We start from the raw sequence: 13770 nt of genomic DNA on the forward strand, positions 1-13770 counted from the left end.
TTTATAGTGATTGATTCATCAGGAAGTGTGTTTTCCAACCTGCAGGTTCTGTACCCATTGTCGTTTTATCAAATCCATAAGCGAAATCAAATCCAATTAAACCGAATGCACCCATGTAAACTCTAATCCCAACACCGGCTGAACGCTTCAATTGGAATGGATTATACGTTCCGAATGAGTTATAAGCATTACCACCTTCCAAGAAAGTAAGTGCATAAATCTTCGCCGTTTGATTCATTGATACTGGATATCGTAATTCTAAGGCAAATCTGTTATAGATTGTAGCTCCACCGTAAGGCGTAACATCATCCAACATTCCTCCTGTAGAAGAAGCGTTTTCATATCCTCTAAGCGGAACTAATTCTCTACCATCATATCTTCCACCGAAAAGTCCGGTTCCACCTACATAGAATCTTTCAAATGGCGGCGCACCCAATTCTTTATTATAACCGTTCAAGAATCCCATTTCAGCGGTACTTCTTAAAACTACTTTTCCTACAACAGTATTGTAAATATCGGCTTTCATTTTCACTTTGTAAAATTCTAACCATTTGTACTTGTCAATTGCTGACATTGTAGAATAGTCTTTGTCACTAAAGAGTGAATATGGCGGCGTAAACTTAACAGAAGCTTCTATGTTAGAACCTTGAGTTGGGAAGATTGGATCTAAACCTGCAGAGTTTCTGCTTAAACCGATATTAAAACTAAAGTTTTTCGCAGATCCATTATATTCGGTTGTATTTCCAAACTGGAACGGATAGTTTTCAAAATCATAACTCTGGTACTGGATGCCAGTGTACAAAGAGAAATAATCATCAGGCCATCTTAAAAGTCTATTTAAACCAGCACTTGCTGAGAAAATATTTAATTTCTGTGTTGCTCCAAACTGATCAGTATATCTTACCAAAGACTGATTAACTCCTATAGAAAGTGCAGTTGGCTTGGTACCGAATAACCATGGCTCTGTAAATGAAATACCATAATTCTGGAAAAACTGACCTGCCTGAGCTTGAATCGATAATGTTTGTCCGTCTCCTTGGGGAACTGGCTTAAAGTCTTTGAACTTCAAGAAGTTTCTTAAAGAGAAGTTATTAAAAGTAAGTCCTAAAGTTCCAATAAATGAACCTCCACCGTAACCAGCTTGCAACTGTACTTGAGAAGAACCCTTCTCAACCAAAGTCCAGTGAACATCTACCGTATTATCTTGTGGATTAGGAACAATTTGTTGACCAACTTGCTGTGGGTCAAAAAACTGCATTCCCGCTAAATCAAAATAAGTTCTTTTAATATCACTTTTTGCAAATAAACTACCAGGCTTAGTTCTTAATGAACGAAGAATTACGTGGTCATGCGTGGTTGTGTTTCCACTCCAGGTAACGCGATTCCAGGTTGCTTTTTCTCCTTCATTAATTCTAATTTCTAAATTGATAGAATCACCAACTACTGATTTTTCAATCGGGGTAACATTAGAGAAAAGATATCCGCTATTCATATACATCGACTTGATGTCTGAATCATCTTCTTTACCACCATCTTCTCCAACTTTTTTGTTGAAACCTACCGCATCGTAAATATCTCCTGTTTTATAACCTAATACTTTTTGTAAATAATCAGTTGTAAATGCAGTATTTCCTAAGAAATTAACATCACCGATATAGTATTTTTTACCTTCTTTCAGTTTTACATTAATTTCATATTGATTCTTCGGATTTCTCCATACTGAATCAGAAACGATTTGCGCATCACGGAAACCTAAAGAACGATAATAGTTGATTAAGTTGTCTTTATCATCTTCATATTTTTCTTCTATGAATTTAGAAGGTTTTAAGATTCCTTTAATACTCAAACTTTTTTGTTTGGTCTCTTTAAATCCTTTCTTACGAAGTTTTTTATCGGAAATGTTTTCGTTTCCTTCAAATTCGATATGGCTAATTTTAATTTTTCTGCCTTTATCTACGGTGATGGTCCAGTCAACTAAATTAGGGTCACCCGCATTTACCTGATCTTGAATGGTCACTTTAGCATCCGCAAAACCTTTTTTTACATATTCTTTTGGAATATTGGTTTTAAGCGTTGAAATTAAATTCTGGGTAATTTTGGTTCCCGGCTTTAGATTATTATCTTTTGCTAACTTCTCGTTTTTGGATTTACCAATTCCTTTGCCTTTAAATTTAACTTCCCCTAATTCTTTTAAATCCTGGAGGTTAAAACGCAGAATAACCTGATCGCCTTCAATGCTTTCAATATAGACTTCAACCTCGGAAAAAGACTGTGTTTCCCACAATTTTTTAATCGCGTTGCTGATTTTTTGTCCTGGGATTTCTACGCTTTCGTTCTTATTAAGACCTGTAAATCTTAAAATTTGGGCAGCAGTATATTTTTTTACACCATCTACGACAATGTCTTTCAGGATATAAGTTCCGGCTTCATCTTGAGCTTGAACAGTTGTGCTTTCCTGGGTGTTTTGCGGCGGCGTAACCTGACCATAAAAATGGGCGGATGCCACAAACATAATGATGGGTAAGAATTTAAACTTCATTTTTTATCTTGCTAACTATTTCTTTTTATCTATAATTGTTCGTCAAGTTGTTCACTTGTTTTACCGAATCTTCTTTCTTTACACTGGTAATCATAAATGCATTTGAAGAAATCTTCTTTGCCGAAATCTGGCCAAAGAAGATCTAAAAACTGCAATTCTGCATAAGCAATTTGCCAAAGCAGAAAGTTACTGATTCTCACTTCGCCACTGGTTCTGATCAACAAATCGACTGGTGGGAAATCTTTGGTATATAAATGATTTTCAAAAACTTCTTCCGTAATGTCTTCTTCATTTAATTCCCCACTTTTTATTTTGGAACCTATTTGCTTTACTGCATTTAAAATTTCTTTTTGCGAGCCATAACTTAGCGCTAGAATAAGGTTTCCTCTCGTATTATTTTTGGTCATTTCTACCAACTGCATCAATTGCTCCTGCACTAATGGCGGTAATTTTTCAATATCACCAATAATGTGCATTCGTAATCCTTTGCTAAAAATATCTTCAGCTTCTAAAAGCAATGTTTCAGAAATCAAACCCATCAGCGTACTGACTTCATCATCTGGTCTCTTCCAATTTTCGGAAGAAAAGGTATAAAGGGTAAGGTAAGGAATGTTAATTTCATTACAGGCATTCACTGCATTTCGCACTGCCTGGATTGCATGTTTATGCCCAAAGGTTCTCTCCTTCCCGCGGGATTTCGCCCATCTCCCATTCCCATCCATAATGATGGCAACATGTTTTGGAAGATGTTCCAGATTTAGTTTTTCTTTTATCGACTGCATTTTAATCACAATAACATGGTGGTCTACCGAATGAATAACTCAATCCTATAGAAAAAGTGTTTACCCAATCTTTAGAGTTGATATTTCCTACTTGTCTATCTTCAAGAAGTTTTGCTACGTTAGCTTCTGCTACCGTTTTATAAGGATCTTCCTGCAAAATCGATTTGCTGGTGCTTCCTGCCGCCAAAATATCTTTATTATAAGTTACTTTCACGCTTTTATCATCAATCATACTGTAGTCGATAGAATCTGAAAACGTTGGTCTAAACATGAACTCGCCAAACAGCGACCAGTTATAATTAAATTTATATTTTAACCCAACTCCAAAAGGAATTGCCATGGTTAATTTCTTTCCCGATGTGTAAGTTGAATTGGTTTCAAAATCACTTGCATTGGTTGGCGTGATTGCATTTCCATTCGCATCTCTTCTAAAATCATTTTCAACAACAAGTTGTGGTGCACTTGCCAGCATTGCCCCTAAGCCCCCAAAAATATAAGGACTTAACATTCCTTTTTGCTCCTCGTTTACTGGAAAAAAATTGTATTCAAAAATCAAGTCTGCTTCTACGATTGAGTTGGTTCCCCACAATTTTCTATTTCTTCGGTACTGTTCTTTCGCCAAAGCATCAATAAACTGAATATGATTGTACGCTAAATTCAACCTTACCGTTTGATAAGGATTAAAATTCATTCGGTAAAGAATACTCCCGTAGAAAGGAACTCCGTAATCAGCAATATTACGTCTTACAGGTTTCTGAAAAATATAGTTTGTTCTTCCGATATCTCCAACCAAATTACTCATACCCAGTTGCACTCCTATTTCATGGCGCTGTCCCTTATAGGAAACCGAAATAAAAAACAATGCAATGAGTGAGTAGATAACTTTTTTCAGCATGAATGACTGTACATCAATTTTCATAAATAATTTTGCAAATATAAAACATTTTTAGCTTAAAGAAATTCTTAATTTTTTGTTAATTAACCTCAAAAAAGCATAATTTTTTGCTATCAAAACGTTGAATTCTTCTTTTTATGATTTTAGGAAAATAAGACCCTCAAAAAAAGAGGGTCTTATTTTTTAACTTTTTCCAAATATTTTTCTAATTTTATTTCTAATCTTAATTAAGGTTGGCTCCTGATAGTTGGCATCTTCCTCAAAGTAGCCATATCCGTAACCATACCCGTAACCGTAACCATACCCGTAACCGTGATCAGCCTGGAAATCATTATAGACCAATCCCAAATTTTTCACTTCGTGGTTATGGTATTTTTCGGTGATCATTTTCAGCATGTACTTCTCGGTATACTCATGCCTTACAACATAAATACTGGCGTCAGCATATTTCATTAATTCAAATGGATCTGCAACTAAACCTACGGGCGGCGAATCGATAATAATGAAATCATAGTAATTCTTTAATTCATTAATAAAATCAATGTTTCGCTGACTCATCAATAACTCAGATGGATTCGGTGGAATTGGACCTGAAGTCGCCACATCCAAATCTGGGATTGAAGTCTTATTGATAATTTGATCCATTTGGACTTCCCCTGTCAAATAGTTGGAGATTCCGTATTGATTATTAATTTTAAAATCACCAAAAATTTTCGGCTTTCTAAGATCCATTCCCAAAAGAATTGTTTTCTTTCCACTTAATCCCAAAACAGAGGCAATATTAATGGAGACATACGTTTTTCCTTCTCCACCAATTGACGAAGTTAGTAGAATCACTTTTGATTGATTGTCCTCTTTGTGCAAAAAGCGAAGGTTGGCTCTAATTCCCCTAAATGCTTCAGAAATTGAAGAACGAGGCTGCTCTAAAACAGTAAGGTTATTATCATGAGTGTTTTTCCCAATAACGCCTAAAAGCGGAATTTTGGTCGCTTGCAATAATTCTTTGATGTTTCTTATTCTGTTATCCAAAACTTGCCCGATAAGAATTAGAAACAGTGGCAAAAGCATTAATCCACCAATAATGGAATATTTTGTTTTGGCAATATTAGGCGCAATAGGTCCCTGTCCCAAATTCTTCGCTGGGTCAATTACATTGATATCAGATTTATTAGTGGCAACTCTAATTTGCGTTTCATTCTGTTTGGAAAGCAAAGTATTATAAGTTGCTTCAATCATATTGTAACCCCGCTCAGCATCAATATACTTGCGCTCCTTTTCTGGGTAAGAAACCAAATCAATATTGGCTCTGGCAATTTCGCTATCGATTTTATTAATTTCGTTAAGATAAGTACTGTAATAATTTTTAAGCGAACCATTGGAATTTGTTCTTGCTTCATTAATCAACCGATTAATCTCTCGCATCGGCTCTGAGTTCGGCGTGTAAATTAAGGCCGTTTCTCTACGCTTTGCATACAAGGCTTTGAGTTCAGAAACTGTTGCATTAAAAACCCCATCTTCAACTCCTGCGGCATTAGTGCTAATCATTTGATCTAAATTCTGAGAAGTTAAAGCATTTTTAATACTGTTTAAAGAATTGATTCGGGTAAGAAACTCTGCTTTTTTAGCATCAAGTTTTTTAATGTTTTCTAATGATTTTTCATCGCGGTCTTTAATGTTATATAAACCTTCGGAAACTTTCATATGATTCAAAATCGTCGCACTGGAATCTAATTTTTTTCGGATTTTAGTAAGGTTATCTAATAAATATTCCTCGGTGTTTTTATCGACTACATTTCGGTCAATCAATCTTTTTTTCTGAAGTTCATCCACCGAAGTATTAAGAAAATTAACGGTTCCATTTAGGTTGTAGCCTTTTTTTCCGATAATCATAATCGTGTTAATCTCTTTGTCAAAATCAACATTAATGGTGTTTACCAAATTATTGACGGTATTATTAACTGTAGAAAGAGTTACTACTAAATTTTCGAAAATAATTGGGCTCGGTTGTGGATTCGATACTAATCTGAATTTAAGATTTGGTGAAGTATACCATTGATTCAGAGCGATAATTTTATTTTCGGGTCTGCCATATTTGGGAATGGTTTTAAAACCCTCTTCTACATATGAATAAACCGATGTAGACTGACCTTCTTTAGGCAAGACAATTTCATAGCGGTTGCCACCTTTGGGAATAATGGTAATATCATAATCAACCTGTTGTGGATATGTTTTATCAATTTCGAAAAATACCGGCGAGTCATATTTATCCAGATAGGTTTGCTTAATCAATCCTTTGGTTGCATAATTGACGTACAAATCTAACTGCTTTACGAGATATTCGTTGTGCGAACGGGAAAGAAGCATCTTTTTAAGATAAACTCCATCCTGATTTCCAGTTTGACCCCAAATAAAATTAATGGACTGATTTGGTGTAAAGTAACTTGCGGTATTATTGGAAATACTTAAAGACAATGAGGAGGCATAAATCCTTTGTGCATAATATTTACTGTACACCCAGGAAATCCCGTACCCTAATAAGGCCATCATTACAAACCAATACCAGTTTTTTAAAACTTTTCTCAAGAAATGCTCAAAATCGAAAATTGCAAAAGATCCAATTTTATCCTGTGTCGCAGATGTATCTGTGTTTTCTTTTCCCGGAATCATCTTAGAGTTTTGTTAAAAGTAAGTAAATCGTCATAGCGGTTGTTACAAGAGTAACTCCAGTTGTTAAGGTCTGAATTGGGTCTTTTCCGAAACCATTTAGGTTTTTTGATCGGGTATTAAGAAAAATTTCATCACCATTCTGAACCCAATAATAAGGTGAATTCATGACATCTTCTCTTGTTAGATCTATTCTGGCTTTTTTTATTCCTTCTGGCAATTTTCTGTGAATCACAATATTGGTACGATCGATTGTACGGTTCAAACCTCCATTAATTGCTAAAGCTTCTGTAATTGTTAAGGTATTTTTATGGGCTTTTTTCTCACCGCTAATCTCTACCGTTTCTACATCTCCTAAAATATAATAGGTAATACCATCTGTATTAAGACGAACTTCAGATTTACCTTCCACAAAGTTCTGGTTTACTTTCTCTTGAATTTCTTTGGTCATGTCTTCAATGGTGCGTCCCTCAGCTTTAATATAACCGATTCCAAAAATATTCACATCGCCATTAGAATCAACCTTTAACCCATTGAAATAAATGGTGGTATTTCCGCCTTGGCTGCTACCCTGACCACCTTGATTAGAAAAAGTCACATTTCCACCTCCTTCTCCACCTCCAGTCGAAGCATTAAGAGATGAATAAAATTGCGCAGCGTCACCTTTGGGTGTTGTTACAACATTTAGGGTTAGAATATCATTTTTGGTAATGCGATAAATAGGAACATTGTAGGGAACCAAACCTTCTTCATTAATCACCAAACTTTCATTAGGTTGCATATACCGCACATCTTTAGTTGAAATGCACGAAAAAAGTAAAAAAGGCAGAAAAAGTAGTAAAGGTGTTTTAAGTATTTTCATCAGTTGTAATGTAGTTTTGCAAAAATAACAAATTATTAATAGGTTTTCTTTCTAGTTCGTAAAATAACGCGGGGAATATAAGCTCCTATGAATCCTAGTACTATGACGACGATGAGCAAATAATTCACATTGATATGTCTTAAATAATAGGCAACACCAACAACAAATAGATAATAAACCATTATATAAGCAGAGGATCTACGATGCGTTAAGCCCAATTCTAAAAGAGAATGATGGATATGGTTTTTATCAGCCTCGAATATAGAATGTCCCTTAATCAAACGAATAATGATCACATTTAGGGTGTCAACAATAGGAAGAATTAAAATAGCAACCGTTACAGCTGGTGCAGATTGAAGGAAATATCTGGGAACTTCCGGGAGTTTTTTATCGATGAATATATCGATAAAACAAATTGCAGTAAAAGCTAATAAAAAGCCCAGAATCATCGATCCAGTATCTCCCATGAATACTTTATTATTTCTATTGGGCGAAAGATTATAATATAAAAAACCAATAACCGACCCAATAATCACCGCGGACAAAACCACCAACGGATAATTAAATTCACCTAAGCGAAAATAACTAATACCGAACAAAGCACTGCAAACTACTGAATATCCGCCAGATAAACCATCAATACCGTCTATTAAATTAAAAGCATTAATTAAAAGAATGAAGGTTAGCATGCTGAAAATAACACTGAAGGTATAACTCAATTCATAGATTCCAAATACTCCGAAAAAACTTCTGATTCTAACATCAGAACCAAGCACCATCAATGCAGTCACGATTATTTGTGCCAACAGTTTTTTGTAGGCTCGCATGACTACAATATCATCCATCACACCGATGTACAATAGGATGACTAATGAAGCAAACAAAAATTTATAGAGGTCAAAAAGTTCAAAAGCGAAGATAGAAGCGCATACGGCTAAAGAATAAAAAATAGCGACACCTCCCAGGTTTGGTATTTTTCGCAGGTGAGAACTTCTAAGACCGGGCTCATCCATCAAGTTTTTTCTACGCGAAATCTTTACGATGGTTGGAATAGAAAAAAAAGTTAGCGCAAATGACGATACCATGCCCAAAAATAATTTTGCATAAAAAAGGGAAATTCCCAAGTTTTCTAATCCGTCTTTTACTATTTCATTCATCGTATTTACCAAAGTGCGTTAGTATAATTATCGCTTGAAAATCCTCCTCTGGCACCATTACCTTTACCAAAGTAAAAAAACATCGCCACAAAATAAGTCATAAATCCTAAATAAAGAATTTGTCTAGTTCTACCTCTTACGGCATAAACAATACTGGTCATACAGAACATGGTCACAAAAAACATATAGGCTCCGGGAAGCCGTACCGCAAAAATTTGATTGGATCTAAAGAAATAAAATAAAGCGAGCCCAAAAACCGCTAAATTTCTCATATATTCATACCACCAAACCCGATCGCATCCTTCTTTATCATACTTAATTAAAATACCAATAAAAAACAATTTAACAATATCATTAAGTCCTGTCTCTACTTCTGTTCCATAATACCGATCATCTAAATAACCCGTATAAGCACCCGAAAGATCGTCTGGTGCTATAGAACCGAACAATCCACCGCCTAGTCGATACAACTCTAAAGGAGAAGATAAAAGGGCAACCACCAAAACCCAAAATATTCTTTTCCTATTCATAGGAATTTTTACAATCCAATACGCCGGCAAAAACACGATTGATGTTTTATGAAATCCCAAAGCAATGTACATGCATAAGAGAAACATAAACAAATTACGGTCTTTGATGAATTTAAAAGAGGCCACACAAACTGCAATTCCTAATCCTTGCCGCATCTGTCCTGAATCTTCAAAAAACATAATAGGCATAAAATAAAACATCAAAGCTAAAGTTGGAAAGGCGACATTTTTATAAATCGCAGTAAACTTTAAACTCACTGCAATCAAAGCCATTATAAATGTTACAATGTAGAAAGGCAGTCCGAAATCGAATACCAATTTGTTGATCAAAACAAAGATCCACTCAATTTCTTCCGAACTGGAGCGAAAAAGCGCTTTGTCTAAAACATCACCATAAGTGGTGTAAATTGCAAAGCCAGAAAAAAGCATTTTGTAAACTGGATAATCTGCACCGGCATTAAGACGAAAACCCACAGCTGCAATTACTAAAACCCCAGCAATCCAAACAAAAATACTCTGCTTTTTCTCTAATCGAAAAATTTCCCAGTAACTCGCAAAGGCAAGAAAAAGGAAAATGATTATGAAAATAGGATGTAGAATTGGCATCAATAAATTTCTGTGTTTATATTAATTTTCTCGCAAATTGACCGAGTCCTGTAAAATAAAGGATGTAATAAATTTTTTTCTTTAGCGGTAAAGATAAGAGATAATTCTTTTCGTAGCGCTGATAGGTGAATATTTTTCGCTTAGAAATATGATGCTTTTTAATAAAGTTGTTTAACGCCTTATTCATTTCCCGATAAACATCATCTTCTTTTACAAAAGCCAAATACGCCAAGTAGGAATAAACACCTTCCAAAATATTGAAATTCTTTAGTTCTATCTTTTTATCTGAATACTGGGAGTTCTCAAAAGCAACAATCACATCTTCTACAGCCTTCAAAATATCGAGACCTTTTCTGGTATGTGTTTTTGTAATTGAATCGGATCGTTCTAAATATTGATAATGGTAATTTTGAGTTTGTGCAACCGTTTTACAATCCAATAATAATTGTGGAATCAACTGAATATCCTCAAAATGAACTCCTTTTTTAAATCTTCTATTTTTAAAAAGTTCGCTTTTAAAAATTTTATTACAGGCAAAATAAGAGAGATCAGAAAACACTGAAAAATTATTTTTTAAATCTATTTTCTCAGGCATATTCGGAATCTGAGTTAATTGCTGAGTAACATTCCTCTTTTCATCAACTTTCTGCAGATTGCAAATAACCATTTCTGCATCATACTTTTTTGCTAAAGAATACATTTCTTCAAACATGGTTTTTGATACCTCATCATCACTATCAACAAAACCAATAAATTCTCCGTTCGATTTATCTAAACCAAAATTTCGGGCGTCACTTAAACCTCCATTTTCTTTTAGGAATGCTTTAATTTTTAAAGGATATCGTTCTTGAAATTCATCAATGATCAATTGTGAATGATCTGGACTGCCATCATTAACAACCAAAATTTCAATTTCATCCAAAGTTTGATTCACCAAAGAATCTAAACATTTCCTAAGGTATTTCTCAACTTGATAAACGGGAACAATAATGGAAACTTTCGGCATGAGATTATGGTTTTTCAGTACGTTTTTTATAAAGAAAATAATCTTTACCAATTGGTCTTAACTGATAAATCCATTTTAAAACAAAAGGTGCATTGTCATGAATTTTTGCAATTGGATAAACTTTCACCAATTCATAATCGTGATCAAACTGCGCAATGCTTTCTGGCTTTATTTTATAAAAACTATCGTTATCTCCAGGTTTTTTAGCAATGGTTAAAATATAATCAGGATGAAATTTATTCACTGAATTAATCCACCAATAATCTTCATCATTCAGCATTTCATCATTGATTCGCGCATTCACCAAACCAACTTCATCGTAAGTATAAAGTTGGGTATAAAACGGAATAATTCCCGCCGGCTCCAACAAAATGGATTTTTCAATACCAACCTCATCTTTATTAATATCTGCAGCAATGGTCATTCTTTGCCGTTCTTCCATATAACCAATCGTGCAAGATTGGACCATTTGAAAAAAATATAGTCCGATAAATAAAATTGAAATCCCAACAAGAACACTTTTCCTTTTCCAGATATTAATATTCAAAAAATAATACAATATCACCGCAAAAAGAAAGACTCGTGGAAGCCAATAATACCAATCGAAATAGGCTTTTAGAAAGGAGAAAAGAGTAATTTTAGTAAGTGCAAAAACGAGAATTAAAACCAAAACAAGTTTTGAAGTTAAGGTTCCAACTTTATTATTTTTAATAATTTTAAAAATCGCATATCCCAAAAAGGTAAGAAATGCTACGAAAAGCAAAAACGTAAAGATTCCGTATTTCTTAATTAATCCACCATAATATGCCCATTGATAAAGCAAAAATTTAAGACTGTTATTCTGCATTAAATTTTTATAAGCAATCTTTTTCGCAGTAATAGTATGGTTTACGATTTCACCAAAATACAAATAATTAAATCCAACAACGGTTACAACGCCTATAATTCCGCCCAAAATATAAATGAAGTTGATTTTCCTTTTTAGATACAAATCCCCCAAAAAGAAAATCCCGAGAAAGATAACAGCGTCTAATCTCGTCCAAAGCAAAAGAATTGGAAAGAGGAAATACGCCCATTTTTTATTTTTAAAAAGTCCGAAATAAATTAATCCATTGTATAGGAAAAATAAAATCCCATATTCCATTCCTAGGAAAGAAGCAGTTAAAGCGGGCGGTGTAATATTGAGCAATAGAAAGAAAAAACCACGCTTCATTATTTCATTAGGGAAAAGGATTTTCGCCAACCACCAAGAACCGATTGCAAAAAGAATCCCGCTAAAAATAAGCACCGGATAAATAAATCCTTCGCCAAAAACCAATTGGAAAAACGCAGTAATAAGAACGTACAAATGTGTGGTAGAAGCAGAAATTCTTTCATCACCACTAAAACCGATTACGCCATATTTAACAAAATTTCGCGCAACCCGCCAAGTAATAAAAGAATCCTCCTGAATATTCTTCGTAAAAAACATAGGAATCTTCACGAAAACGGCAAGAAAAATGAGCAAGAAAGGAGTGTTAAAAATCTTTGACAGAGCGGTTTTCATCATTGTGTTTAAGCGTCAAAAATAAGAATTTTAATCTATCCACGAAACCGCATAAGAATCGGTTTAATTTCTCAGAAGACGAGGATTTATAATTCCTCTTTTTGCTGTTTCATAATCCGATAGCGAACACGGAATCAGTTTCTCTACTTTCTCTTCATCCCCAAAATACCAAAGATCACTGAAAGTCTCGCGCTGGAATGCATATTTCTCATCGTCAATCATTATCCAATAGGTTTCAAAAGATTTTTCAACAGGATGTGATTTCTGAATATTAATTCCTTCAATAAGGTGCCAAATCATTTGTGCTAAAAGTTGGTGATTTAAAAAATGTCGTGAATTGACGTTATAATTAAAAATTCCGACTGATTTCAATTTCTGACTCAGACCGATTTCTTTCATGTAAGCGCAGATTTCTCGTTTATTTAAACCATTCACTTGTGGATTAACCGAAAAGCCATCACCCATACTTTCTACAGCGTCACAATTTAAAGTCACCAAATCTGCCCGACGGAAAAACGGCTCGGTTTTTTCTGTGCTGTTCATTAATTCAGCCAAACGAACGACATCAAATTCTACTTCTTTCATTAATTTCACAGAATCCATTTCATTCAAATGTTTCTGATAACCGAGATGATGATAATTTTTTATGCTAAAGGTTTTTGAACTTAAAATTTTAGAAAGGAAATTTTTCTCTGTTAACTCCTCGCCATCATTTACCAATGAAATAAGGTTAGAAATCTGAGTATAGTTAATATTCTTTTGATGAAAATTTAACGCTGAAAAAAGCGAAAGCGCCAAATCATTGCTTCCGCCAATAACCACAGGAATCGCATTCTTATTATGACACATCGATAAAAATTCCTGCAAAACATAATGCGTATCCTGATGAGATTTACCGGAAATTAAATCTCCTAAATCACAAACTGGAATTTCGAAATCCAATTTCGACAATCGATAAAGTTCATTTCTTACTTTTCTGAAATCGAGAATTTCTGCGCTTCCATTTTCAATCCCACGATAATCAGAACAAAAAACCAATACGATTGAATTTTCCTTTATTTCATTAAAAATAGTATTTCCGAGTTGCCATTTTTCGGTTTCAATTGCTCTTGGTGGAATTAGAATATCTTCGAGGTTCATAATGAGGTTTATAGATTTTGAACAAAAATAACAAAAAAAGCAC

10 protein-coding genes are annotated in these 13770 nt (G+C 34.3%); all 10 read right to left on the bottom strand.

The features are described 5' to 3' along the window. Position 1: 1 nt before the first annotated feature. The 10 genes from PUH65_RS01170 to PUH65_RS01215 all read right to left on the bottom strand — a co-directional run bounded on the left by PUH65_RS01170 (position 2) and on the right by PUH65_RS01215 (position 13727). Positions 2-2539 (bottom strand): outer membrane protein assembly factor, encoded by a 2538-nt coding sequence (locus PUH65_RS01170; RefSeq protein ID WP_305518023.1) that lies wholly within the window; start codon positions 2537-2539, stop codon positions 2-4. A 29-nt stretch (positions 2540-2568) separates the two neighbouring features. Beyond that, the gene (locus PUH65_RS01175; RefSeq protein WP_305518024.1) at positions 2569-3321 is read right to left on the bottom strand and encodes an isoprenyl transferase; all 753 of its coding nucleotides are present in this window, start codon (positions 3319-3321) and stop codon (positions 2569-2571) included. A 1-nt stretch (position 3322) separates the two neighbouring features. Then, positions 3323-4240 (bottom strand): DUF6089 family protein, encoded by a 918-nt coding sequence (locus PUH65_RS01180; protein WP_305518025.1) that lies wholly within the window; start codon positions 4238-4240, stop codon positions 3323-3325. 159 nt (positions 4241-4399) lie between these two features. Beyond that, complete coding sequence (locus PUH65_RS01185; RefSeq protein ID WP_305518026.1) at positions 4400-6883, bottom strand: exopolysaccharide transport family protein; 2484 nt, start codon at positions 6881-6883, stop codon at positions 4400-4402. A 1-nt stretch (position 6884) separates the two neighbouring features. Continuing rightward, positions 6885-7742, bottom strand: a complete 858-nt coding sequence (locus tag PUH65_RS01190) for a polysaccharide biosynthesis/export family protein (RefSeq protein ID WP_305518027.1) — start codon at positions 7740-7742, stop codon at positions 6885-6887. A gap of 35 nt (positions 7743-7777) precedes the next feature. Then, the gene (locus tag PUH65_RS01195) at positions 7778-8899 is read right to left on the bottom strand and encodes a glycosyltransferase family 4 protein (protein WP_305518028.1); all 1122 of its coding nucleotides are present in this window, start codon (positions 8897-8899) and stop codon (positions 7778-7780) included. Between the two features lie 5 nt (positions 8900-8904). Beyond that, positions 8905-10035, bottom strand: a complete 1131-nt coding sequence (locus PUH65_RS01200) for an EpsG family protein (protein WP_305518029.1) — start codon at positions 10033-10035, stop codon at positions 8905-8907. Positions 10036-10051: 16 nt separating this feature from the next. Continuing rightward, positions 10052-11041 carry a glycosyltransferase gene (locus PUH65_RS01205; RefSeq protein WP_305518030.1) on the bottom strand — a complete coding sequence of 330 codons (990 nt, stop codon included), beginning with the start codon at positions 11039-11041 and terminating at the stop codon, positions 10052-10054. Between the two features lie 4 nt (positions 11042-11045). Then, the gene (locus tag PUH65_RS01210) at positions 11046-12590 is read right to left on the bottom strand and encodes a hypothetical protein (protein WP_305518031.1); all 1545 of its coding nucleotides are present in this window, start codon (positions 12588-12590) and stop codon (positions 11046-11048) included. A 60-nt stretch (positions 12591-12650) separates the two neighbouring features. Further along, positions 12651-13727, bottom strand: coding sequence for an arginase family protein (locus tag PUH65_RS01215; RefSeq protein WP_305518032.1), 1077 nt, complete (start codon positions 13725-13727; stop codon positions 12651-12653). Between the last annotated feature and the right edge of the window lie 43 nt (positions 13728-13770).

Origin of the sequence: Kaistella sp. SH40-3, from assembly GCF_030686865.1 — a bacterium.
Lineage (GTDB): Bacteria > Bacteroidota > Bacteroidia > Flavobacteriales > Weeksellaceae > Kaistella.